The following is a 23,912-nucleotide window of genomic DNA, read 5'->3' as shown; positions in this document are numbered from 1 at the left end:
CCTGACGTGGCCGCGTCGTTGCGGCCGAGGTGGCTGGAAGTCAACTCGGCCGCCAGCCGACCGTCAAGAAGTAAATCCTTAACGAGATGGCAACGGTGCCATGCGTTAGCTGTGTGAACTCAGTGCTTTCACGCTAGGGCCGGGGCATCCACCGGCTGCCCACCGTCCAGAAGGGACGAATCGCCCATCTCGCTCAGCACCAGCGCCAACGCGCCCAGCACCTCGGCACGGCCGCCGAGCGTGCCGGGGACGATCCCCAACTGCCGTGCCGCGCTGGGAATGGCGTACCGCGACACCGACTCCCGGATCGGCGCGAGCACCAGCTCACCGGCCTCGGCGAGATCGCCGCCGAGCACCACTCTGCTCGGATTGAGCAGATTGCACAGATTTGCCACACCACTGCCGATATGACGGCCTACGTCCGCGATGACCCGCCGGCAGCCGGGGTCGCCCTCGCGGGCCAGCTGCACCACCCGCGCCATGGTCAGATCCGGACCGTGGCTCGGCTGCAGCAGCGGGAGGACGTACCGGGCCGCGGTGAAGGTCTCCAGGCAGCCGCGGTTGCCGCAGCGGCACACCGGACCCGCCTCGTCCAGCGTGATGTGCCCGATCTCGCCCGCCGTACCGCCGGGCCCGCGGTAGATCTGGCCGCTGATCACCAGGCCGGCGCCGACACCGCTGGCGACCTTGATGTACGCCAGGTCGGAGGCCCCGCGGCCGCCGCCCCACACCAGCTCGCCCAGCGCGCCGAGGTTGGCGTCGTTGTCGACGTGGACCGGCACCCCGAGGCGCCCGGACAGCTCCTGGCGGGGGTTCGTCCCGGCCCAGCCCGGCAGGATCGCCGTCGAGCCCAGCGTCCCGGATTCGACGTCGATCGGCCCGGGCACGCCCAGCCCGACGCCGACGACCTTGCCAACGCCGATCCCGGTGGCCTCGATCAGCCGGTTGACCAGCTCTTCCGCCCGGTCGAAGCCCTCCGCGGCGGAGGCGTCGACATCGATCGGCTCGGCCTGCTCGGCGAGCACCTGATGGGCGAGGTTGCCGATGGCCACCCGCAGATGGGAGTGCCCGAAATCGACCCCGACGACGATGCCGGCGTCACCCGAGAGCGAGACGCTGCGCGCCCGCCGCCCGCCCGCTGAAGTGGGGGTCACCTCAACGGTCCCACCGTCCTTCAACTCACGAACGATGTTGGAAACGGTGGCCGCGGACAGCCCCGTGCTCCGGGCGATCTCCGCCTGGGTGAGCGAGCCCGCCATACGCACCGCGCGGACGACCCGCTCCAGATTGGCCCGGTGCAGCGAGGACTGCGACCCCGGAGTCTCCATTGACTCATACTCCCGTCTCGGGCCGGGCTCCCCCAGCGGTGGCCGGGGAGGCACGACGACCTCCCGCCGACCGCACCCCCCTCATCGGGGGGACGGCCGTCGATTCAACATGTGAACTCTAAGCAGAACGCCAGCCGGGAAGTCTCGTCAAGGCGTTGAGCCCGGCATGATCGAAGGCCGGCCCGGGAGGAAAACCCGCGGGGCGGCTCCGTTGCCGCGGAGCCGCCCCGGGGTGCGCGCGGGAAGCGCACACAGGCACGCGCCAAGATGGCGCAAAACAATCGGCGGTACGAACGGAGTGCCGGTCCGCTACTTGATCGCCCCCGCCGTCAGCCCCGCCTGCACCTGGCGCTGGAAGATGAAGTACACCAGCAGCACCGGCAGCATCGCGATCATCATGCCGGCCATCAGCCCGCCCCAGTCCCCCTCGTATCCCTGCTGCAGCGCGATGTTGGCCAGGCCCTGCGTCAACACGTACTTGTCCTCGTCCTGGTTGAGGACCATCGGCAGCAGATACTGATTCCACTGCCCCAGGAAGTTGAAGATCCCGATGCTGATCAGGCCGGGCTTGGCCATCGGCAGCATCACCTGGAAGAACGTCCTGGCGTGCGAGGCACCGTCGATCATCGCCGCCTCCGCCACCGACGTCGGCAGGGTGCGGAAGAAGGACGTCATGAAGAAGACGGTGAACGGCAGCGAGTAGGCGATATAGACCGCGATCAGGCCCTGGTACGTGGCCAGCAGCGGAATCCCGGGGAAGTCCCGCATCACGAAGAACAGCGGGATGACCAGCATGAACACCGGGAAGGACATCCCGGCCACGAACAGGTAGTAGATGACGCGGTTGCCCGGGAACGTGAACCGCGCCAGGACGTAGCCCGCCATGGAGCCGAGCACCATCGTCCCGGTGACCGAACCACCCACCACGATCAGGGTGTTGAGGAACATCTTGCCGATGTTCGCCTTGTCCCAGGCGTTGACCCAGTTCTCGACGTGCAGCTTGCCGGGCAGCGACCAGGGTGTGGTGAGGATGTCCCCGCTGCTCTTGAACGAGCTCCACAGCACCCACAGCAGCGGCATGCCCACCATCAGTGCCCACACGATCAGCATGCCGTGCGAGAAGACGTTGAGCACGCCGCCCTCGGCGCCCCGGCGCGACTTCCCGGCGCTCTTCCTGCCGCCGGACCGCTGCCCGGGCACCGCCGGCAGCTTCTCCACCGCATTGGTTTCCGTCGTCATGCGCCCTGCCCCTAGAACTCGATCCGCTCACGGCGCGCAAAGCGCATCGTGAGGACGGCGAACAACAGCGTGACGACGAGCATGGCGACACCCATCGCCGCCGCATAGCCGAACTGGCTGTCCCGGAAGGCGGTTTGGTAGAGCCGCAGCGGTACGACGTCGGTGGCGCCGTCGGGCCCGCCCATGTTCACCGACATGATCTGCACCAGCGCGAAGGCGTCCATCGCGATGATGCCCATATACACCCAGCCGGTCTGCACGGTGTCCCACAGCAGCGGAAGAGTGATCCGGAAGAAGGTGTGGAGACGGTTGGCGCCGTCCAGCAGCGAGGCCTCGTAGATCTCCCGTGGAATGGAGGCCATGGCGGCGGAGAAGAGCACGACGTAGAAGCCGACGTTCGCCCAGACCATCACCACCATGATGCAGGCGAGGGCGATACTGCGTTCTCCCAGCCAGGAACTCTGCAGCGAGTCCAGACCCACCGCACCCAGCAGCGAGTTGAGCATGCCGTCGTGCGGATCCGGGTTGTAGATGTTGAACCAGATCACCGAGATGATGGTGATCGAGATGACCTGCGGGAAGAAGTAGACGAATTTGTAGAACGAGGCTCCGCGGACTCCGGTGATGACCGCGCCGCGGCGGGCCCGGCCGCCGACATTGAGCATGAAGGCGAAGAACAGCCCCAGCGTCAGCGTGGCGATCGGGACCAGCACCAGCATGATGACGTTGTGCCCCAGCGCGTTCCAGAACTCGTCGCTGTGCAGCAGCTTGTCGTAGTTGCCCAGACCGACGCTCTTGGCGGCACCGCGCAGGCCGCTCCATTCCGTCGTCGAGATCTGGAATGCCTGGATGAACGGCGAGATCACAAAGATCGCGTAGATGAGCAGAGGCAGGGCCAGGAACCCCACGATGAATCGGTACTTGCCGTGTTGCATTGCGCTCCCCGGCCCTCCCTCGGCAGCGGTGGTCTCGGTCAGGCCTCGCGATGGAACTTGGTGACGGAGTCGTCCTTGGCGAATTCGTCCGCGTACTGCTGGGCCTTCCTGATCCACTCCGCGGCCTTCATGTCACCGGTCAGCAGCTGGCTGGTGAGCCCGCCCAGCTTCTCGTCGGTCAGCTTCGGATACCACTCCTGCAGCTGGATCATCAGCAGGTTCTGGCCGCCCGCCTTGACGGCCTCGGCGGCCGACGAGAGCCCCGGGGAGAGCTGCATTCCGTCGGTCGCGCCCTGGACCGTGGTGAGCGAGCGGACCTTGGTCGCGAAATTCTGCGCATGCTTCTTCGACAGCAGAATGCGCAGCAGCTCCATGCCGCCGACCGGATTCTTCCCGTCCTTGGCCACGATGAACGGCTCGCTGGGCTCGGCACGCAGGGTGCCGTGCGGCATCTTGTCGCCGCTGCCGCCGTTGAACAGCGGGCCGACGGCCATGTCGAAGTCCTTCGGCGTGGTCGGCGCGGCCTCGTTCTCCACCCAGGAACCGTTGGGGAGGAAGACGGCCTTGCCCCGGGTCCAGGCGGTCTGCGACTGGATGTGCGTCAGGCCCTGACTGCCCTGGAGGAAATAGCCCTTGGCGGCCAGCTCCGCATAGTGCTCGACGACCTGCTTGACCGCGTCGTTCGACGTCCAGGCCTTGGGCTCCAGATTGTCGATGGCGATCCATTTGTCGAGCCCGCCGATCTTGGCGATCTGGGCGAACATATTGAAGTGGACGTAGTAGGGGTACTTGCCCGGGTACGTCCAGGGCGCCACGCCCGACTTCTTGATCTCGCCGCAGAGCTTGACCATGTCGTCCAAAGAGGTCGGGTACTCCCAGCCCTTGTCCTTCAGCAGCTTGTGGGAATACCACGTGCCATAGACCGTGAACGCATAGTAGAAGACATCGAACACGTCCTTGTGCTTGCCCTTTTCCAGGGTGCTGGGGTAGAGCGTGTCCCGGATCTTCTTCTTCGGGTCGTCCAGCGACGGCGCATCGAGCAGCGCCGCCAGATCCTGCAACTGGCCCTGTGCGGACAGCTTGTTCATGTCCAGATGGTCGGCCCCGGAGTTGTCGATGATGTCCGGGGGATTTCCGCCGGCGAAGCGCGGCTGCAGCTTCGGCCCGACCTGCTGCGTTCCGGTGTGCTTGACGGTGACGCCGTAGGTCTTGTCGTAGTCGGCCTCGGCGTCCTTGGCGTACTGGTCGCCCAGCCCGCCCTTGAAAATGAACGCCTCCAGGGCCACGCCCTTCTTCACGCCCAACGGGTTCTTCGCCGAGGTCGCGCCCTTGTTCTTGGCGCCGTTGTCCCCGTTTCCGCCACCGCCTCCGGTGGCACACGCCGAGAGCGTTCCCATGGCCGGTACGGCGATGATTCCCAGGGCAGCGGCTCGCTTGACCAGATCGCGACGGTTGAATTCAGAGGTGGATCCCATGCTCAAGTCCTCGCCTTCTTCAGGACTCAGGCGGTGTACCGGAGCCACCCCGGCACCGCGGGTCAGATGAAGCTGAGTTGTACGGGATGTGCACCGGGACGCCAGGGAAGTGCGGGGAGGTCATCCGTTTCCCGCTTTCCCCCCGGATCCACGGCCCTGTCGTACGGCCGGTCGGACGCCGACAGGTATAGTCCACTTGCGGCCGCAGGGGCAAGATCGAACGCAGGGTCGGGCGGCAGTCTTTCCCTAGTTGAGACCTCCCCGGTATGCGGGGGATTTTCCGGTCGGCACCCCCGGGTGCGCCGGCCGGCACGGCCGACCCACCGATCTCGGCACCACCCTTGACACCAAAGCCCCCACGCACGTTACTTATCTCTGCTTAGGGCGTGTCTCCCCGATCTCCGTGGATCAGCCTGCGGCTCCCCCAGCTAACGCTGGGAGGTGCCCCCAGGTGCCGTGCATCGCAAGGCGGAGCATCTCCCGCGGACTGGGTGTCCGTGGGTGATGCGACAACGCCGCGAGGCGCGGTGCCAGGCGTCGCAGGCCCACGGAGATCGGGGAGACACGCCCTCAGCTTGGCGCCACCCAACTGACAACGATGTCACCCTGGTTGAGAGGGCTCGCGTGCGGCTCAGACACCGGCACCGTCCACTGCGCGGGATCGCCCGCCCCGCCGCCCTCGTGGCGGCCGCTCTGCTCCTCGTCACCGGGCTCGGACCGGCCGGCATCGCCCAGGCCGCGCCGCCCCAACGTCCCCACGGGGCCACGGAGTTCCGCTCCTCCTTAGAGGCCGGCGACCCCCAGCCGGACTGGAACGACGCCGTCGAGACCGGCCCCGACGGAAAGCCCAGGGTCTTAGGCGTCACCCAGGAGACCGCCCCCGCGGCGCCCGGGATGAGCACCGGCATCGACACCGGCCCCGGCGACTCCCCGACCGCCAAGGCGCACGCCGGCTTCAGCGGCGGCCATGCGCTGCGCTACGCCGGCACCCACACCGCCGGCGGCCACGGCTACGCGTACAACAAGGTCTTCGAGGTCAACATCCCCGTCACCGCGGCCACCTCGCTCTCGTACGAGATCTTTCCGGAGATGGCACGGAGCGATCCGGACTACCCGGCGACCCATGCCGCCCTCGATCTGGCCTTCACCGACGGCACCTACCTCAGCGAGCTGTCCGCCGTCGACCAGCACGGCGCACCGCTGACGCCGCAGGGACAGGGCGCCTCCAAGACGCTCTACGTCAACCAGTGGAACCACCGGGAGGCGCGGATCGGCGCGGTCGCCGCGGGCAAGACGGTCGACCGCATCCTGGTCGCGTACGACGCGCCGCGGGCCCCGCGGACCACCACGGACTTCCGCGGCTGGGTCGATGACATCACCCTCGGTCCCGCCGCCCCGGACAAGCCGCTCGGTCATCTCTCCGACTACGCCGTCACCACCCGCGGCACGCTCTCCAGCGGCAGCTTCTCGCGCGGCAACACCTTCCCCGCCACCGCCGTCCCCAACGGCTTCACCTTCTGGACCCCGGTGACCAACGCGGGCTCCGCCGACTGGCTCTACGAATACGCGCGGAAGAACAACGCCGACAACCTGCCCACGCTCCAGGCCTTCAGCGCCAGCCATGAGCCGAGCCCGTGGATGGGCGACCGGCAGACCTTCCAGGTCATGCCGTCCGTCGCGGCCGGCACCCCGGACGCCTCGCGCACCGGCCGGGCGCTGCCCTTCCACCACAGCAACGAGACGGCGAAGCCGCACTACTACGGCGTGACCTTCGACAACGGCCTCAAGACGGAGATCACCCCGACCGATCACGCCGCGCTGATGCGCTTCACCTTCCCCGGCGACCGGGCGAGCCTGATCTTCGACAACGTCAACGACAAGGGCGGCCTGAGCCTGGACACCGAGCACGGCATCGTCACCGGCTTCTCGGACGTCAAGAGCGGGCTCTCCGTGGGCGCCACCCGGCTCTTCGTCTACGGCACCTTCGACGCCCCGGTCACCGGCGGTGGGAACATCAGGGGGTGCGGCGTCAGCCGCTCCGGTGGAGCCGGTGCTTGCACCGGGGGCGGGGGAGGCAAGGATGTCACCGGCTATCTCCGCTTCCGACCGGGCGCGGACCGCACCGTGACCATGCGGCTCGCGACCTCCCTGATCAGCGTGGACCAGGCGAAGGCGAATCTGGCCCGGGAGATCCCCGCCGATGCCACCTTCGCCGGCATCGAGGACCGGGCGCAGGCGCAGTGGGACGGCCTCATGGGCCGGATCGAGGTCCAGGGCGCCAGCCGCGACCAGCTCACCACCCTCTACTCCAACCTCTACCGCCTCTACCTCTACCCCAACTCCGGCTTCGAGAAGGTCGGTTCGCGCAGCCGCTATGCCAGCCCCTTCTCGCCGCAGACCGGCCAGGACACCCCGACCCACACCGGCTCGAAGATCGTCGACGGTGAGATCTACGTCAACAACGGCTTCTGGGACACCTACCGGACCACCTGGCCCGCCTATTCGCTCCTCACGCCGAAACGCGCGGGGAAAATGGTCGACGGATTCGTGCAGCAGTACAAGGACGGCGGCTGGATCTCCCGCTGGTCCTCCCCCGGTTATGCGGACCTCATGACCGGTACGAGTTCCGACGTGGCCTTCGCCGATGCCTATCTCAAGGGCGTGAAGTTCGACGCCGAGGCGGCCTATGCCGCGGCCGTCAAGAACGCCACCGTCGCCCCGCCGAACCCCGGTGTCGGCCGCAAGGGCATGACCACGTCCCCCTTCCTCGGCTATACGAGCACCGACACCCGCGAGGGAATGTCCTGGGCGCTGGAGGGCTATCTCAACGACTTCGGCATCTCCCGTATGGGCCAGGCGCTGTACGAGAAGACCAAAAAGCCCCGCTACAGGGAAGAATCCGCGTATTTCCTGGGCCGCGCCCAGAACTACGTCCGGCTCTTCGACGAGAAGGCCGGCTTCTTCCAGGGCAAGGACGCCCACGGCAACTGGCGGCTGCCCGCGGACCGGTTCGACCCCCGTGTCTGGGGCTACGACTACACCGAGACCAACGCCTGGACCGCTGCCTTCACCGCGCCGCAGGACACCCGGGGGCTGGCCAACCTCTACGGCGGCCGCTCGGGCCTGGCCAAGAAGCTGGACGCCTACTTCTCCACCCCGGAGACCGCGGCCAGGGAATTCGCCGGCTCCTACGGCCAGGTGATCCACGAAATGACCGAGGCCCGCGACACCCGGATGGGCATGTACGGGCACAGCAATCAGCCCGCGCACCACATCGGCTACCTGTATGACGCGGCCGGGCAGCCCTGGAAGACCCAAGAAAAGGTCCGCGAGGCGATGTCCCGGCTCTACCTCGGCAGTGAGATCGGCCAGGGATATCCGGGGGACGAGGACAACGGTGAGATGTCCGCGTGGTACGTCTTCAGCGCGCTGGGTTTCTATCCGCTGGTGATGGGCCAGGGCGAATACGCGGTGGGCTCCCCGCTGTTCACCAAGGCCACGGTCCATCTGGAGAACGGCCGCGATCTCACCATCAACGCCCCGCACAACTCCGCACACAACAGCTACGTCCAGAAGCTCACGCTCAACGGCAAGCCGTGGAATTCCACCGCCCTGCCGCACCAGCTGCTGGCCCGCGGCGGCACCCTGGACTTCACCATGGGCCCCGAGCCGTCCGCCTGGGGCACCGGCGCGCACGCGGCCCCCACCTCGATCACCCAGGACGACGAGGTCCCCGCCCCGCCCCGGGACCTGACCGGCCCCGGCGGCGGCCCGCTGTACGACAACACCTCGGACACCTCGGCCGAACTGACCAATGCCCCGGTGGACCTCGCCCGGCCGGCCAGGGTCACGTCGTACACCTTCACGTCGGCGGACCGCGCCTCGGCACCGTCCGGCTGGACGCTGGAGGGCTCCGCCGACGGGGAGCGGTGGACGCGGCTGGACCACCGCGAGGGAGAGTCCTTCACCTGGGACCATCAGACCCGTGTCTTCGGCATCAGCCGGCCGGACAGCTACCGGCACTACCGGGTGGTGCCCGACCACAAGGGCACCCTCGCCGAGGTCGAGTTGCTCGGGACGCCGTAGATCCCGATGCCGTGAAAGCGGACGGGCCGCACCCCCTCGACCGAGGGAGTGCGGCCCGTCCTCGCTGCCGCGGGGGACCTACTTACGCAGGAGCGAGCGCAGCACGTACTGCATGATGCCGCCGTTGCGGTAGTAGTCCGCCTCACCGGGGGTGTCGATGCGGACGACCGCGTCGAACTCGACACCGCTGTCGGTGGTGACCTTGACGGTGCGCGGCGTGGTGCCGTCGTTCAGCCCGGTCACGCCGGAGACGGCGAAGGTCTCCTCGCCGGTCAGACCGAGGGTCTCGGCGGTCTGGCCCTCCGGGAACTGCAGCGGCAGGACGCCCATGCCGATGAGGTTCGAGCGGTGGATGCGCTCGTAGGACTCGGCGACGACGGCCTTGACGCCGAGCAGCGCGGTGCCCTTGGCGGCCCAGTCGCGGGACGAGCCGGAGCCGTACTCCTTGCCGGCCAGGATGACCAGCGGGACGCCGGCGGCCTGGTAGTTCTGCGACGCGTCGTAGATGAAGGAGACCGGGCCGTCCTCCTGCGTGAAGTCACGCGTGAAGCCGCCCTCGGTGCCCGGCGCGATCTGGTTGCGCAGGCGGATGTTGGCGAAGGTGCCGCGGATCATGACCTCGTGGTTACCACGGCGGGAGCCGTAGGAGTTGAAGTCGCGACGCTCGACGCCGTGCTCGGTGAGGTACTTGCCGGCCGGGGTGTCGGCCTTGATCGCACCGGCCGGGGAGATGTGGTCGGTGGTGACCGAGTCGCCCAGCTTGGCCAGGACGCGCGCACCGGCGATGTCCTGGACCGGCGACGGCTCCATGGCCATGCCCTCGAAGTACGGGGGCTTACGGACGTAGGTGGACTGCGGGTCCCACTCGAAGGTGTTGCCGGTCGGGATCGACAGCGCCTGCCACTGGGCGTCGCCCGCGAAGACGTCCTGGTAGGACTTGTTGAACATGTCCTCGCCGATGGCGTTGGCCACGACGTCGTTGACCTCGGCCTCGGAGGGCCAGATGTCCTTCAGGTGGACCGGGTTGCCGTCCTGGTCGGTGCCGAGCGCGTCCCTGGTGATGTCCACCTTCATGGAGCCCGCGAGGGCGTACGCGACGACCAGCGGCGGGGACGCCAGGTAGTTCATCTTGACGTCGGGGTTGATCCGGCCCTCGAAGTTACGGTTGCCGGAGAGCACCGACGTGACGGCCAGGTCGTGGTCGTTGACGGCCTTGGAGACCTCCTCCGGCAGCGGGCCGGAGTTGCCGATGCAGGTGGTGCAGCCGTAGCCGACCAGGTTGAAGCCGACCTTGTCGAGGTACGGCGTCAGACCGGCCTTGTCGAAGTAGTCGGTGACGACCTTCGAGCCCGGGGCGAGGGTGGTCTTGACCCAGGGCTTGCGGGTCAGGCCCTTCTCCACGGCCTTCTTCGCAACGAGCGCGGCGGCGACCATGACGTACGGGTTCGAGGTGTTGGTGCACGAGGTGATGGCCGCGACCGTCACCGCACCGTGGTCGATCTCGTAGGTCGAGCCGTCGGGGGCGGTGACCGTGGTCGGGCGGCTCGGCACACCGTTGGTGGCGGCCGGGGCGTCGGAGGCCGGGAAGGACTCCTCGCCCGCCTCGTCCGCGTCGGAGACGTAGTTGAGGACATCGCGCTCGAACTGCGTGGCGGCCTCGGCGAGGACGATGCGGTCCTGCGGGCGCTTCGGGCCGGCGATCGACGGAACGACCGTCGACAGGTCCAGCTCCAGCTTCTCGGAGAAGTCGGGCTCGGCGGCCGGGTCGAGCCAGAGGCCCTGCTCCTTGGCGTACGCCTCGACGAGCGCGACCTGCTGGGCGTCGCGGCCGGTCAGGCGCAGGTAGTTCAGGGTCTCGTCGTCGATCGGGAAGATCGCGGCGGTCGAACCGAACTCCGGCGACATGTTGCCGATGGTGGCGCGGTTGGCCAGCGAGGTGGCGGCGACGCCCTCGCCGTAGAACTCGACGAACTTGCCGACGACACCGTGCTTGCGGAGCATCTCGGTGATGGTCAGCACGAGGTCGGTGGCGGTGGTGCCCGGCTTGAGCTCACCGGTCAGCTTGAAGCCGACGACGCGCGGGATGAGCATCGAGACCGGCTGGCCGAGCATCGCGGCCTCGGCCTCGATGCCGCCGACGCCCCAGCCCAGCACACCGAGGCCGTTGACCATGGTGGTGTGCGAGTCGGTGCCGACGAGGGTGTCGGGGTACGCCTGGCCGCCCCGCACCATGACCGTGCGGGCCAGGTGCTCGATGTTCACCTGGTGGACGATGCCGGTGCCCGGCGGGACGACCTTGAACTCGTCGAACGCGGTCTGGCCCCAGCGCAGGAACTGGTAGCGCTCCTTGTTGCGGCCGTACTCCAGCTCGACGTTCTGGCCGAAGGCGTCCTTGGTGCCGAACTTGTCGGCGATGACGGAGTGGTCGATGACCAGCTCGGCCGGGGCCAGCGGGTTGATCTTCGCCGGGTCGCCGCCGAGCTCCTTGACGGCCTCACGCATGGTCGCGAGGTCCACGACACACGGCACACCGGTGAAGTCCTGCATGATCACGCGGGCCGGCGTGAACTGGATCTCCTGGCTGGGCTGGGCCTGCGAGTCCCAGCCGCCGAGCGCCCGGATGTGGTCGGCGGTGATGTTCGCGCCGTCCTCGGTGCGGAGCAGGTTCTCCAGCAGCACCTTCAGGCTGTACGGGAGGCGGGCCGAGCCCTCCACCTTGTCCAGCCGGAAGATCTCGTACGACTCGTCGCCCACCTGCAGCGTGCTGCGGGCGTCGAAGCTGTTCGCCGACACGACAGTCTCCTTCATGCATGAATTCGCGCGTACCGCCGCAATGCTGCCGTCACAGCTCCTTGCCCCATCCACTAAGGTTGACCTAACTTAGGCATGCCTTACTGGCGCGGCAGCGGTACGCCTCTCGGTAGATATCTCGATGTCGAGATAACTCTAATACATCGCCGCGCCGGGGTCATGCCCTGACCTTCGCGCATTCGCCATCGCCGCCTGCCGTTCACCCCGCCGACACCCCTCCCCGCGGCCGCCGCCTTCCGGGATGCAAGAAAAAGCGGGAGAAATACAACAGCGCTTATATAAGCACCGTTATGATTCCGTCATGACGACGACCGACCACCCGGCCCCCGATCCCACCCACCACAGCCGATGGCGGCCGCTGCGGCTGCTTCAGGCCTCGATGGACGCGGACATCGCCCGGATCTACGCGGAGAAGCAGATCGACGGGCTCAAGCCGAGCTATGTGCTGGAGCTGCTCCGGCTGCACGCCGAGGGGCCGATGACCATCACCGAGCTGGCCACGTCGGTCGGCCGGACGCATTCGGCGCTCAGCCAGAAGGTGGCCGCGATGCGCGCGGCCGGCTGGGTCCGGACCGTGCCGGGCCACGATGCGCGCAGCAAGAAGGTGACGCTCACGGACGACGCCCGCCGCGTGGCCGGCCGGCTGGCGGCGGAATGGCGGGCCACCGAGGCCGCGCTCGCCGAGATCGAGGCGGAGATCCCCTATCCCCTCAGCCGGGCCGTCACCGACATCGAGCAGGCCCTCGCACGCAAGAGCTTCCACGACCGGATCGCCGAGAGGCTGGCGGGGGACCCCGCATGGGAGTGAGGCGGGCCCTCCTCGATGTGCGCCCGCTGCGCTCGTCGGCACCGTTCCGGCGGCTCTGGGTCGGCCAGTCGCTCTCCGGGCTCGGCAGCCAGATGACGCGCGTCGCCGTGCTGTTCCAGATCTGGCAGCACACGCACAGCACCGCCTGGACGGGCGCGGTGGGCCTTGCCGGGGCGGTTCCGCTCCTCGTCCTCGGGCTCTTCGCCGGGTCCGTCGTCGACCGGGTGGACCGGCGGACGTGCTACCTGATCACCACCGGCGGCCAGGCCGGCTGTTCCCTGCTGCTCGCTGTGCAGGGCTTGCTCGGACACTTCCCGGCCGGGGGCGTACTGCTGCTGGTCGCGGTGCAGTCCTGCTTCGGGGCCGGCAGCGGTCCGGCGGCCCGCACCTTCGTCCCCCGCCTGCTTCCCGAGGACCAGCGCGCGGCCGGGCTGGCGCTGCGCCGGATCGCCTTCCAGGGCGCCATGCTGACCGGACCGGCACTGGGCGGGCTGCTCCTGGACGGGCTGGGCGTCGGCGGCTGCTATCTGGTCGACGCGCTCACCTTCACCGCGGCGCTCCACGGTGCCCGGGGCCTGCCGCCGATGCACCCCGGGGACGAGCCCACCCGGCCGGGCCTGCGCGGTGTGCGGGACGGTCTGGCCTTCCTGGTCCGCACGCCCGTCATTCGCGGGGCGCTCCTCACCGACCTGGCCACCACCGTCCTGTCGATGCCGATCAGCCTGTTCCCCCTGATCAACGCGGAACGGTTCGGCGGCGGCCCGGGCACCCTCGGGCTGTTCCTGACCGCCCTCGCGGCCGGCGGCCTCGCCGCGTCCGTCCTCTCCGGGACCTTCACCCGGCGCTCCCGCCCCGGCCTGGTGATGCTCGGCGGATCGGCGGCCTGGGGCGGGGCGCTCGCGCTGTTCGGCCGCTCGTCCCACCCGTGGGCCGGGCTGGGATTGCTGGTGCTGGCCGGCGCGGCCGACACCGTGTCCGTGGTCTCCCGCAACACCCTCGTCCAGCGGCACACCCCCGACGCGCTGCTCGGCCGGGTCGGCGCCGCGGAACAGATCGTCGGGCAGGCCGGGCCGGACCTCGGCAACGTCCGCGGAGGCCTGCTGGCCGACGCCACGTCAGGGGCGACCGCCCTGGTCAGCGGCGGTCTCCTGTGCCTCGGCGCGGTCGCTCTGGTGGGTGCCGCGACGCCCGGGCTGCGCGCGTGCTCCGCGGATTCCCCCCGCCCGGGAGACGCTGCGGTGGCCGCCCCGGAAAAATCTCCGAAGAATTCCGGGAAAGGTGTCGATCCGGCCGTCTCCCGTTCGACGCAAGGGTGAGAGGCGGGGACCGGCCCCGCCCTCCCGACCGAGGAGTGACCATGCCGCGCTTTCTGACGATGATCCGCATCGACGAGCAGAACGTCCCCGCCGAGGGCCCCGGCCCCGAGTTCGAGGGGCGGATGGCCGAGCTGTTGGAGGAGATCACCAAGGCGGGAGTCATGCTGGACACGGCCGGCCTCACCCCGACCTCCGAGGGCACCCGGGTCACCTGGTCCGAGGGGAAGCTCCACTGGACCGACGGGCCGTTCACCGAGAGCAAGGAGGTCATCGGCGGCTACGCCCTGACCCAGTGCAAGGACAAGGCCGAGGCCCTGGAGTGGACCAAGCGGTTCCTCCAGATCCACCCGGAGCACCTGACGGTCACCGCCGAGGTCCGCGAGATCGCCGAGGGCTGACCGGCGCCCCACTCCCCTACGCGCGCTACGGGCAGGGGAAACCTGCCCGTAGCCTCCCTCCTGTCACATGCGCCCCGCCGGATGCGTCAGAACGGTGACGGACCTTGCCGGGTAGCGAAACGGGGGAAGGGTGAAAGCGATGGATGAGCACGAGTGGCTGGCGGAGCGCTTCGAGGAGAACCGGAGCCATCTGCGGGCGGTGGCCTACCGGATGCTCGGGTCGCTGACCGAGGCGGAGGACGCCGTCCAGGAGGCCTGGCTGCGGCTCGACCGGTCCGGTGCGGACGGGGTGGAGAATCTGGGCGGCTGGCTGACGACGGTCGTGGGGCGGGTGTGCCTGGACCAGCTGCGGCGGCGCACGGCACGGCGCGAGGACCCGCTCGAGGTGCATGTCCCCGAGCCGGTCGTGCGCCGGCTGGACGCCGACGGCCCGGAAGACGCGGCGGTGCTGGCCGACTCCGTCGGGCTGGCGCTGCTCGTCGTCCTGGAGACGCTCTCCCCCGCCGAGCGGCTCGCCTTCGTCCTGCACGACATGTTCGCGATGCCCTTCGACGAGATCGCGCCGATCGTCGACCGCACGCCCGCCGCCGCCCGGCAGCTCGCCAGCCGGGCGCGGCGGCGCGTGCAGGGCACCGCTCCGGCCCCCGATGCGGATTTCGCCCGGCAGCGGGAGGTGGTCGACGCCTTCCTCGCCGCCTCCCGCGGCGGCGACTTCGATGCACTGCTCGCCGTCCTCGACCCGGACGTGGTGCTGCGCGCCGACGCCGGTGCCGCGCGCGGGGGCCTGTCGAAGCTGGTCCGCGGGGCACGCGCGGTCGTCGAACAGGCGCTGACGTTCTCCCGGTTCGCGCCGTTCGCCCGGCCGGCGCTGGTCAACGGCGCCCCGGGGCTGGTCACGGCGCAGGGCGGGCAGCCGCTGGCCGTCATGGGCTTCACCCTCCCCCACGGGAAGATCGTCGAGATCAATATCCTCGCCGATCCGGCACGGCTGGAGCGGCTGGACCTGACGTTCCTCGACGACTGAGGACGGCAGGACCCGTCGCAGGGAAGGCGGGCCTCCGTCGGTGTCCGGATCCCGTACGGGGAGGGGCAGTTGGTCCTACGCTGACGCCGTGACGGCCACTCCGGAACCCGCGCCCCCACATCCGTCTCCGACGCTGACCGCGCTGCCCGCCGGCCCTCCCCTCTCGCGTGACCGACGGTTCATGCTGCTCACCGCCGCCCGTACGATCTCGGTCCTCGGCAACGGCTTCGCCCGGGTGGCGCTGTCCTTCGCCGTCCTGGCGCTGCCGGGGGCGGGCCCCGGGCAGCTGTCCCTGGTGCTGGCCTGCCAGGCCGTGCCGCAGCTGGCGTTCGTCCTCGTCGGCGGGGTGCTGGCGGACCGGATGTCGCGCTCCCGGCTGATGATCGTCGCCGATCTCGTGGGCGCGGCCGCCTATGCCGGGCTCGCCGCGATGGTGCTGACGGGGCATGCGCCGCTGTGGGCGCTCTGCTCGCTGGCCTCGCTGGCGGGGACGGCCACCGCGCTGTTCTCCCGGGTGTGGTCGTGGCACTGGTCGGCGCCGGCTGGGCGCTGCCCTCAACGCCGCCTCCTTCGTGGTGAGCGCGCTGCTGATCCGCGGCCTCCGGCTGTCCGCACGGGTCCGGCCGAGGGCTTCGGGGTCGTCGGAACTGCGGGACGGCTGGCGGGAGTTCGCGGGGCGGCAGTGGCTGTGGGTCGTCGTGGTGCAGTACGCGGTCGTCGTCGCCGCGCTCAACGCCAACGCCGGGGTGCTGGGACCGCTCGCGACCGAAGGCGGGCTGGGCGGTGCGCGCTCCTGGTCCCTGATCGTCGCCGCGCAGGCGCTGGGCACCATCATGGGCGCCGGACTGGCCGCCCGTCTCCGGGTGCACCGTCCGGTCCTGGTCGCCGTATTGGCCACCTTCCCGGCGGCGCTCCCGATCGCCCTGCTCGCCGTGCGGGCACCGGTGCCGCTGATCGCGCTCGCCATGTTCAGTTCGGGCATCGCCGCCGACGTCTTCGGGGTGCTGTGGGCGACCACCCTCCAGCGGGAGGTCCCCGAGGCGGCGCTGTCCCGCGTCAGTTCCTACGACTGGTTCGGCTCACTGGCCTTCGCACCACTCGGCCTGCTGGTCGCGGGGCCGGTCGCGGCCCACCTCGGCGTGGGCCGTGCGCTCGCCGGCTGCGCCGCGCTGATCGTCCTCGCCACGGCCGCCGCCCTGCTCTCCCCGCAGGTCCGCGGCCTGCGCACGCCCCGCCCGGCACCCGGCGGCGAGGCACCGGACGGCCCGTGAACGAGCGGTCGAGCCGGCCCGGGTGGTGCGGCGGCGCCGGCCCGGGCGCACCCTCCGCCGCGCCCGCCCGCGCTCACCGCCCCGCCAGCCCCGTCCGTACCACCGTGACGATCTCCTCGTCGGAGAGCCCCAGATGGCGGGCCTCGGCGATCAGCCGCTCGGCGGTTTCCCCGAGGCGGGCACGCGCGGGTGTGGCGGCACCGGTGACCACCGCACCGCGGCCGCGGCGGAGTTCGATCAGCCCCTCCTCCTTGAGGCGCTGATAGCCCCGCAGCACGGTATGGACGTTCACGCCGAGGGACCCGGCGAGCTCGCGGGCGGCCGGCAGCCGCTCCCCGGCGTCCACCGTGCCGTCGGCGATGGCGCCGCGGACACAGGCCGCGATCTGGTCGCCGAGCGGGACGGACGAGCCGGGATCGACCCGGAAGAGCACCTCAGCCTCCTTGCCGCGAACGGGCGCGGTCGGTGTACGTATTGAGCAGTGCGGCGGCGGTCGCGGCATCATCGACCGTCACCACGAACTCCCTGCCGCTGGTCAGCCGTACCACGATGCCCTCCCCCGAGCGCAGCACGAAGCCGCTGCGGCCGGCCCGGATGCGGTAGCCCCAGCCGCCGAACTCGGTGAAGCAGGCGATCCGTCGGCTGCCGGCCTCCTCGATGCGGTCCAGGGGTATGCGCCGGAAACGGCAACGAGCGGACAGCAGCGTCGGCGCAAGGGTCAGCCCGCGCCGGTCCACGGTCACCCGTAGCGAAGCCAGCGGCAGGGACACGGCAGCGCCGAACAGCAGGCCCGCGCCGGCGATCCAGTCGGCGAGGAGGCCGACGAGGAGCCCGGCGGCGAGCAGCAGACCGCCCAGTACGGCCAGCGGCGGCGAGCTGATGGTGCGCGACCAGCCGGCCGTCGCGGCGGCGGGAAGGTCGAGCCGGGACACCGCACCACGCGGCCGCCGGGGCGCGGCCGGCGCCGCACCGGCGAGCAGCCGCCCCAGCGCCCCGGCGCCCAGCGCCACGGCGAAGCTCAGGAACAGCTCCCACTGCGGCACCCGGACGGCCGATACGTCGGCCACGTCGGCGTTGCTGAGCAGCGTCACGCAGACGGCGTAACCGGTTACGGCGGCGGTGGCGTAGCCGCCGGCGATCACCCACGGCGCCTCGGGGGCGTCCGGCCGCAGCTGGAGGAGGAGGCCGACCACGGCACCGAAGAGGAGGAACAGGGCGAGTGACCCGGTGAGAAAGCTGTGGACGGAGGTGAAGCCGTCGGCCCGGCCGCCGAACCCGAAGTGGGTGGCGAGCGGATCGGGCAGCCGGCCGGACACCGCCGTATAGATGCCGGCGAACGCGACGATCACGGCAAGGAAGGGACCGGCGGCAATCACGGTCCGCGGCCGGCCGGTCAGAGGCGGGACAGAACGCAGCACACTCTTCATGACTCCCCTTATGACTCCCCTTCAATTGTTCGCATAGTAGGAGAACAACCCAGGCAATGGCAATTGCGTATCCATCTCATATCTGAGATACGGTCACCCCATGGCAGACGACTACCTCGTACGCATCGGCAGGCTCATCCGTGACGCCCGGCAGCACCGTGGCTGGACACAGACGCAGCTTGCGGAGGCTCTGGGCACCAGCCAGAGTGCGGTCAACCGCATCGAACGCGGGAATCAGAACATCAGCCTTGAGATGATCGCCCGAATCGGCGAGGCGCTCGACAGCGAAATCGTCTCGCTCGGTTACGCCGGGCCGATGCATCTGCGGGTGGTCGGCGGCCGCCGGCTGTCCGGCAGCATCGACGTGAAGACGAGCAAGAACGCCTGTGTGGCGCTGCTGTGCGCCACGCTGCTGAACGCCGGCCGCACAACTCTGCGCCGGGTGGCCCGCATTGAGGAGGTCTACCGCATCCTCGAAGTGCTGGGCAGCATCGGCGTACGGACCCGGTGGATCAACGACGGCAACGACCTGGAGATCGTTCCGCCCGCCGAGCTCGACCTCGCCTCGATGGACACCGAGGCGGCCCGCCGCACCCGCAGCGTCATCATGTTCCTCGGCCCGCTGCTGCACCGGATGGACCACTTCAAACTGCCCTACGCGGGCGGCTGCGACCTTGGCACCCGGACCGTGACCCCGCACATGACGGCGCTGCGGCACTTCGGCCTGGAGATCACCGCGACCGACGGCACCTACATCGCCGAGGTGGACCGCAGCGTCGCCCCCAAGCGCGCCATCGTGCTGACCGAACGCGGCGACACCGTCACCGAGAACGCGCTGCTGGCCGCCGCCCGCCACGACGGCGTCACCGTCATCCGCAACGCCTCCTCCAACTACATGGTCCAGGACCTGTGTTTCTTCCTGGAGGAGCTGGGCGTCCGGGTCGACGGCATCGGCACCACCACGCTCACCGTCCACGGCGCCGCGCACATCGAACGCGATGTGGACTTCGCGCCGTCCGAGGACCCGGTCGAGGCGATGAGCCTGCTGGCCGCGGCAGTTGTCACCGAGTCCGAGCTGACCATCCGCCGCGTCCCGGTCGAGTTCCTGGAGATCGAGCTGGCGGTCCTGGAGGAGATGGGCCTGGACCACGAGCGCAGCCCGGAGTACGCCGCCGACAACGGCCGCACCCGGCTGATCGACCTGACCGTCCGCCCCTCCAAGCTCCAGGCCCCGATCGACAAGATCCACCCGATGCCCTTCCCGGGCCTCAACATCGACAACGTCCCCTTCTTCGCGGCCATCGCGGCCAGCGCCCAGGGCCAGACCCTCATCCACGACTGGGTCTACGACAACCGCGCCATCTACCTGACGGACCTCAACCGACTCGGCGCCCAGGTCAAGCTGCTCGACCCGCACCGGGTGCTGGTCGACGGCACAACCCGCTGGCGCTCGGCGGAAATGATGTGCCCCCCGGCCCTGCGCCCGGCCGTCGTCGTCCTCCTGGCCATGATGGCCGCCGAGGGCACCTCCGTCCTGCGCAACGTCTACGTCATCAACCGCGGCTACGAGGACCTGGCGGAACGGCTCAACTCGATCGGGGCGCAGATCGAGATCTTCCGGGACATTTGATGCGCGGATGCCGCCACACCCTGTCTGACCTGCTACTTAGCGGGATAGGTAGGGGTGCGGCGGCATCTCTGGGACTTCTCTGGGACTTTGGGCCCGCGGCGGGGCTACGGGCCACGCTTCGCAGGCTCTGCCGACCGGCTACGGCTCCGTGAAGATCGCGTCGATGGCGGCACTTCCCCGTGCGCCGGCGCGAGGCAGGAAGTGGGAGTACTTCCGCAGCGTGAACCCGGGGTCGGAGTGCCCCAGCCAGCGTGCAGGGAGACGATCGATTCGCCGACCTCCAGTTCCTCGGAGGCGAAGAAGTGACGCAGGGCGTGGAAGCCGTGCTCTCGGGACGGCTCCCACACACGACCACCGTCGCCGCTGCCCTCCTCCAGCGGAGCGATCACGCCCGCCGTGGCCAGAGCGGGCTTCCACACGTAGGAGTTGAAGTGGTTCCGGTTGATGGCCTTCCACTCGCGTCCCGTCACCAGGAGGTTGTAGGTCCTCGGCCGCCGGTGTTTGGCTTCCACAGGTGTCTCGGCCGGAGTCGGGTCGTCCCAGGGCAGCGTGACCGGCACCGGCGGGAACTGCTCCATGTGCTGCCGGATGGCCCGGGCCACGCTAGCCGGCAGCGGCACGTCCCGGACCTTGCGGCCCTTGGGAAGTGCGAAACAGAGTTTCGCCCGCACCATCTTGACCTGCTGCCGGACATGGACGACTTCCTTGGCGAAGTCGATGTCCTCCAGGGCGAGCCCGAGCGCCTCCCCTTGCCGGAGCCCAAGGCCCGCGCCGATCACGAGGAGGAGTCGGTAGCGGTCGGGCAGTGCCTCCCGTACCGCTAGCACCCGTTCGGGCGGCCACGCCTCAACCCTGCCGGGGGTGGGGGCCGGAGGACCGACTGTGCTGGACCGACATGGATTGCGTCCGAGGCGATGGTCCTCGACGGCGGCCTGGAGAACGCTGGAGAGCGTCGCCCAGACCAGACGGATCGACGTCGGACCGAGGTCCTTCTCCAGCCGCTTCTTCCAGTGGCGCAGGACTTCCGTGCCGATGGCGTTGAGCGGCTGAGCGCCCAGGTGGGGCACGATGTGCCGGCGTATCCTCTGCTCGAGCCGTTCGATCGTGGACGGGTCACCGCTCTGGGTGGGCCACCAGTGGGTCGCGATGTAGTCCTTGAGGGCGATGGCCCCGTCGCGGGGATCGACGAACTCGCCTCGGCGTGCGTCGGTCTGAGCCTGTGCGAGCCAGGTTTTGGCGTCCTGGAGGGCGTCGAAGGAACGGTCCTTGACGCCGGGGATGCCCTTGACTCGGTAGCGGGTGCACTTGCCATACATGGCGGTGCGGTCACGCTTGCCGGTTCTCGGGTTGGGACGCTTCTTCAGCCATCGGTCTTCTATGTAGCCGGCCAGGTGGAACTCCTTTTGCGATGGGGGTGACGGCGGTGTTCGACGGCGCTTGCGTGACGTCAGGCTCTGATGAAGCCGGCGGAACGCTCCTGGGGCCGGACTCGGAGCGGGTTGAGGGCCGGGTTGGAGCGGGAGTCGGCCTGCTCCTGTTCGCGGACCCAGGCGTCGAGGGCTTCCACCCGATACATGACGCGGCCGCGAGGGCCCATGCGGAAGCTCGGCGGTCCCTGCCGACGATGGCGCCAGACGTAGAGGGTGCGGGGCGAGAGGCCGAGGTAGTCAGCGGCGTCTTTCACGGTCAGGAAGGCCGTACGTACGGCCACGGAGGAAGCCGTGGAGGCAAGCAAAGGTCGTGCAGGCATCGGAGGTTCTCTGTGAGGTACGGGAAAGGGGAGCCCGGCTGGGCGGAAACGAGTACTCCGCCCAGCCGTTGCTTGTCGTGAGCCAGGGAAGAGCCGCGGACGAGCCGCGACGCGGAGTAGCGCTACCGCCGCCGCGCGGTCGGAATCGGCTCAATCGGCGGGTCAGGAAGGGCCAAGGCAGCTTCGAGTCGGTCCCAAGGGAAAGCGGCCCGACGGGAAGTTCACCGCACGCCGCGACCACGCGGGCGGGGGCGTAACTGGCGCTCCCCCGACGGCACGGCGCGTTCAGCGTCGAGGCTTTCGGCGCAACCGTCCTCTCCGGCGTCACCCCGAGCATCATCGGCCGAGCCGCCTTCGGCGACACCGCCTTCCTCGCTCTTCCGGCGTTCCATGTCGAATACCTCGGCCAGTACGGCCTGTTCACCATCCTCGGGATCCTTGCGGGCGCCGTGGGCGGTCGGCTTCACCCGCATCCTGTACTGGATCGAGGTCACCTGCGACTGGGCCTGGCGCGGCCCCGAATGGCTCCGCCCCGCTGTCGGCGGCCTGCTGCTCGGCGTGGTCCTGCCGGTGCTGCCGAGATGTACGGCGTGGGCTACCCGGTACTGGAGCGCCCTGGTGGGCACGGGTGCCGTCTTCGCCGGGGCCCTCACGGGCCCCCATCACCGCGGTCGTCATCCTCTTCGAGCTCACCGGCCAGTACCATCATCCTGCCGCTGATGCTCGCCATCGTCCTGGCCACCCTCACCAGCCGCCTGCTCTCCCACGACACCGTCTACACCCTCAAGCTACGCCGCCGCGGCATCGACCTGACCGCGCCGGCCCCCGGAGCAAAGATCGGCTCGCAGACCGTGGAGGAAGTCATGGAGTCGCTCCCTGCTCCCTTGCCGGCTGCCACCGAACTCGCTGAAGCGGGAGACTTGTTGGTCCGGTCCGGTCACGGAGCGCTGCCGGTTCTGGACACCGAGGGGCGCTACCTGGGCATGCTCACCGCCCGATCCGTGGCCGAAGTGCTCGCCGAACGCCCCGGCGGAGACTCCGAACCGCCGGCCCGCGCGGGGCGATCTCGCCGGACCGACCACTCCCATCACCACGGACATGCCGCTGTCCACGGCCCTGTACGTCCTGGTCTCCGTGCCCGGGACCGGCCTGCCCGTCCTCGACTCCGGAAAGGACCGGCTGGTCGGCTGGCTCACCCACCAGAGCTTCGGCCACGGTGCGGCCATCGAGCTGCGGGTGGCCGGCAACGGTGAGAGCAGCGATGAGCAGGACGCGGCGTTCGACGGGGATGGCGCCGAGGATCTGGCGTCCCATCATGGCACCGGCGAAGGCGGGAGCGGCGAGGGTGGAGACGCTGCGGCTCCGGGTGAGGGCGTCGGGGTGGGCGGTGCGCAGGGTGCGGTAGACGGCGGTGGCGAAGTCGTCGTCGTACAGGCGCAGCGCCACCCGCAAGTCGGCCTTCAGAGAGCGGGCGTAGAGGGCGGCTTCGAGGTTGGTGGTGTCGGAGCTGGTGAGGGCGAGCAGGGAGTGAGCGCGATGGATCTTGCCGGCTTCCAGAATGTTCTCTTCGGTGACGTTGCCGATGACGGTGGGTACGCGCAGGCGCCGGGCGAGTGCGATGCCGCGGGCCTCGGGGTCCTGTTCGACGCGGACGACGGGAATGTCGAGTTCGCGAAGCCGGGCCAGTACCCGGGTGCCGAACTTGCCCAGTCCGAGGGGGACGACGTGCCCGGACAGTCCGCGGGGCGGGTGCCGCAGCTGGGAGGCGGTGCGGAAGGTGCCCAGGGCTTCGAGAACGGCCGCGACCATGACCGGCAGGAGCAGCAGGCCGAGGACACCGGCCAGCAGCTGGAGGATCTGTCGGCCGGTGCGTTCGCCGATAGCGGGGTCGTTGATGGCGAACAGGTCCAGCACGGTCATGTAGGCGGCATGGCGGGGGTCGTCGCCCGTCACGATCCAGGAGGTGATGACCAGGGCGAGGACTGCTGCCGCGGCCCCCGCGAGCGACCACCGCAGCCGGCGCGAGAACAACGAACCCAGCGGGGCCGACCTGCCTGCCAGCAGGCGGTGCGCGTCGCCGGACCTTGGTAACTGATGGCCTCCAGGACCACGGTGCCGCGTCCGGTGGCGGCGGCAACGCTACGGTCATCAGGAAGAAGCAGCGGCGCCTCGTCCCCGCTGCTGTCCGATCCTTCGGTGCCGGCAGGGTCGTTGGCGGTGGCCGACAACAGGGCGAGGGTACACAGGCCAGGGTCGGCGATCTCGCCACGACCGGGCGGGGTGCGTTCTGCTGCCCGTAGCAGGAGCCCGTCGGCCTGGACGACCTTGCTGCTGCCGGCTATGGCAGTGGCGGCGAGAGCGGGGGCGGCGGTGTCCGCGCCCAACACGCCACCGCAAGCGCCTGCCCCGACAGC

At 69.6% G+C, this 23,912-nt stretch carries 16 protein-coding genes and 3 pseudogenes; 9 read left to right on the top strand and 10 right to left on the bottom strand.

What is annotated here, in order from left to right; genetic code table 11:
* Nucleotides 1-128 precede the first annotated feature (128 nt).
* The 4 genes from BKA18_RS28805 to ngcE all read right to left on the bottom strand — a co-directional run bounded on the left by BKA18_RS28805 (nt 129) and on the right by ngcE (nt 4,977).
* The gene (locus tag BKA18_RS28805) at nt 129-1,328 is read right to left on the bottom strand and encodes an ROK family transcriptional regulator (protein WP_366045671.1); all 1,200 of its coding nucleotides are present in this window, start codon (nt 1,326-1,328) and stop codon (nt 129-131) included.
* A gap of 309 nt (nt 1,329-1,637) precedes the next feature.
* Nucleotides 1,638-2,567: a carbohydrate ABC transporter permease gene (locus BKA18_RS28800; protein WP_366045670.1), complete on the bottom strand. Its 930-nt coding sequence runs from the start codon at nt 2,565-2,567 to the stop codon at nt 1,638-1,640.
* Between the two features lie 11 nt (nt 2,568-2,578).
* Nucleotides 2,579-3,502, bottom strand: coding sequence for a carbohydrate ABC transporter permease (locus BKA18_RS28795; protein WP_235446807.1), 924 nt, complete (start codon nt 3,500-3,502; stop codon nt 2,579-2,581).
* A 38-nt stretch (nt 3,503-3,540) separates the two neighbouring features.
* Nucleotides 3,541-4,977 carry an N-acetylglucosamine/diacetylchitobiose ABC transporter substrate-binding protein gene (gene ngcE / locus BKA18_RS28790; protein ID WP_366045669.1) on the bottom strand — a complete coding sequence of 479 codons (1,437 nt, stop codon included), beginning with the start codon at nt 4,975-4,977 and terminating at the stop codon, nt 3,541-3,543.
* A gap of 624 nt (nt 4,978-5,601) precedes the next feature.
* Between ngcE and BKA18_RS28785 the strand changes: the two genes are divergently transcribed.
* Nucleotides 5,602-9,063: a GH92 family glycosyl hydrolase gene (locus BKA18_RS28785; protein ID WP_366045668.1), complete on the top strand. Its 3,462-nt coding sequence runs from the start codon at nt 5,602-5,604 to the stop codon at nt 9,061-9,063.
* Nucleotides 9,064-9,141: 78 nt separating this feature from the next.
* Here BKA18_RS28785 and acnA read toward each other — a convergent pair whose 3' ends face one another.
* Nucleotides 9,142-11,856, bottom strand: a complete 2,715-nt coding sequence (gene acnA / locus BKA18_RS28780) for an aconitate hydratase AcnA (protein WP_366045666.1) — start codon at nt 11,854-11,856, stop codon at nt 9,142-9,144.
* Between the two features lie 319 nt (nt 11,857-12,175).
* Here acnA and BKA18_RS28775 point away from each other — a divergent pair, with 319 nt between their 5' ends.
* The 6 genes and pseudogenes from BKA18_RS28775 (at nt 12,176) to BKA18_RS28750 (ending at nt 16,691) form a co-directional block, all read left to right on the top strand.
* Complete coding sequence (locus tag BKA18_RS28775) at nt 12,176-12,682, top strand: MarR family winged helix-turn-helix transcriptional regulator (protein ID WP_366045665.1); 507 nt, start codon at nt 12,176-12,178, stop codon at nt 12,680-12,682.
* Nucleotides 12,673-13,998, top strand: a complete 1,326-nt coding sequence (locus BKA18_RS28770; RefSeq protein ID WP_366045664.1) for an MFS transporter — start codon at nt 12,673-12,675, stop codon at nt 13,996-13,998. The genes BKA18_RS28775 and BKA18_RS28770 overlap by 10 nt, the downstream gene beginning before the upstream one ends.
* A 41-nt stretch (nt 13,999-14,039) precedes the next feature.
* Nucleotides 14,040-14,396, top strand: a complete 357-nt coding sequence (locus BKA18_RS28765) for a YciI family protein (RefSeq protein ID WP_006602473.1) — start codon at nt 14,040-14,042, stop codon at nt 14,394-14,396.
* A gap of 139 nt (nt 14,397-14,535) precedes the next feature.
* Nucleotides 14,536-15,420, top strand: coding sequence for an RNA polymerase sigma factor SigJ (sigJ, locus tag BKA18_RS28760; RefSeq protein ID WP_366045663.1), 885 nt, complete (start codon nt 14,536-14,538; stop codon nt 15,418-15,420).
* 181 nt (nt 15,421-15,601) lie between these two features.
* Nucleotides 15,602-15,883 (top strand): annotated as a pseudogene (locus BKA18_RS28755) (MFS transporter); the annotation flags it as partial.
* Between the two features lie 112 nt (nt 15,884-15,995).
* Nucleotides 15,996-16,691, top strand: coding sequence for an MFS transporter (locus tag BKA18_RS28750; protein WP_366045662.1), 696 nt, complete (start codon nt 15,996-15,998; stop codon nt 16,689-16,691).
* A 73-nt stretch (nt 16,692-16,764) separates the two neighbouring features.
* Here the strand turns inward: BKA18_RS28750 and BKA18_RS28745 are convergent, their stop codons facing one another.
* Entirely contained in the window at nt 16,765-17,124 is a 360-nt protein-coding gene (locus BKA18_RS28745) for a GntR family transcriptional regulator (RefSeq protein ID WP_006602478.1), read from the bottom strand.
* 1 nt (nt 17,125) lies between these two features.
* A complete protein-coding gene (locus BKA18_RS28740; protein ID WP_366045661.1) occupies nt 17,126-18,118 on the bottom strand; it encodes an SdpI family protein in 993 nt (330 codons plus the stop codon).
* Nucleotides 18,119-18,218: 100 nt separating this feature from the next.
* On the opposite strand from BKA18_RS28740, the gene BKA18_RS28735 reads away from it, so the two are divergent.
* The gene (locus BKA18_RS28735; RefSeq protein ID WP_006602481.1) at nt 18,219-19,748 is read left to right on the top strand and encodes a helix-turn-helix domain-containing protein; all 1,530 of its coding nucleotides are present in this window, start codon (nt 18,219-18,221) and stop codon (nt 19,746-19,748) included.
* Between the two features lie 104 nt (nt 19,749-19,852).
* On the opposite strand, the gene BKA18_RS28730 is transcribed toward BKA18_RS28735, so the two are convergent.
* Nucleotides 19,853-21,064, bottom strand: coding sequence for a tyrosine-type recombinase/integrase (locus BKA18_RS28730; RefSeq protein WP_366045660.1), 1,212 nt, complete (start codon nt 21,062-21,064; stop codon nt 19,853-19,855).
* A 131-nt stretch (nt 21,065-21,195) separates the two neighbouring features.
* Entirely contained in the window at nt 21,196-21,498 is a 303-nt protein-coding gene (locus BKA18_RS28725; RefSeq protein WP_429638709.1) for a helix-turn-helix transcriptional regulator, read from the bottom strand.
* A gap of 278 nt (nt 21,499-21,776) precedes the next feature.
* Here BKA18_RS28725 and BKA18_RS28720 point away from each other — a divergent pair.
* Nucleotides 21,777-22,704: pseudogene (locus BKA18_RS28720) on the top strand (chloride channel protein); the annotation flags it as partial.
* Here BKA18_RS28720 and BKA18_RS28715 read toward each other — a convergent pair.
* Nucleotides 22,702-23,876: pseudogene (locus BKA18_RS28715) on the bottom strand (potassium channel family protein); the annotation flags it as partial. The pseudogenes BKA18_RS28720 and BKA18_RS28715 sit on opposite strands and share 3 nt — an antisense overlap.
* Between the last annotated feature and the right edge of the window lie 36 nt (nt 23,877-23,912).

The sequence above is a fragment of the Streptomyces auratus genome (assembly GCF_050433025.1).
In the GTDB taxonomy this organism is placed as follows: domain Bacteria; phylum Actinomycetota; class Actinomycetes; order Streptomycetales; family Streptomycetaceae; genus Streptomyces; species Streptomyces sioyaensis.
The sequence above is the reverse complement of the archived record's forward strand: the minus strand, read 5'-3'. Positions and strand labels throughout refer to the sequence as shown.

Excerpts from the sequence above, each read along its gene's own strand:
- sigJ (WP_366045663.1), top strand. The coding sequence starts at position 14,536 with ATGGATGAGCACGAGTGGCTGGCGGAGCGCTTCGAGGAGAACCGGAGC.
- BKA18_RS28795 (WP_235446807.1), bottom strand. The coding sequence starts at position 3,502 with ATGCAACACGGCAAGTACCGATTCATCGTGGGGTTCCTGGCCCTGCCT.
- BKA18_RS28730 (WP_366045660.1), bottom strand. The coding sequence starts at position 21,064 with ATGTATGGCAAGTGCACCCGCTACCGAGTCAAGGGCATCCCCGGCGTC.
- BKA18_RS28800 (WP_366045670.1), bottom strand. The coding sequence starts at position 2,567 with ATGACGACGGAAACCAATGCGGTGGAGAAGCTGCCGGCGGTGCCCGGG.
- ngcE (WP_366045669.1), bottom strand. The coding sequence starts at position 4,977 with ATGGGATCCACCTCTGAATTCAACCGTCGCGATCTGGTCAAGCGAGCC.
- BKA18_RS28770 (WP_366045664.1), top strand. The coding sequence starts at position 12,673 with ATGGGAGTGAGGCGGGCCCTCCTCGATGTGCGCCCGCTGCGCTCGTCG.
- BKA18_RS28805 (WP_366045671.1), bottom strand. The coding sequence starts at position 1,328 with ATGGAGACTCCGGGGTCGCAGTCCTCGCTGCACCGGGCCAATCTGGAG.
- BKA18_RS28775 (WP_366045665.1), top strand. The coding sequence starts at position 12,176 with ATGACGACGACCGACCACCCGGCCCCCGATCCCACCCACCACAGCCGA.
- BKA18_RS28725 (WP_429638709.1), bottom strand. The coding sequence starts at position 21,498 with ATGCCTGCACGACCTTTGCTTGCCTCCACGGCTTCCTCCGTGGCCGTA.
- BKA18_RS28765 (WP_006602473.1), top strand. The coding sequence starts at position 14,040 with ATGCCGCGCTTTCTGACGATGATCCGCATCGACGAGCAGAACGTCCCC.
- BKA18_RS28735 (WP_006602481.1), top strand. The coding sequence starts at position 18,219 with ATGGCAGACGACTACCTCGTACGCATCGGCAGGCTCATCCGTGACGCC.
- BKA18_RS28740 (WP_366045661.1), bottom strand. The coding sequence starts at position 18,118 with ATGAAGAGTGTGCTGCGTTCTGTCCCGCCTCTGACCGGCCGGCCGCGG.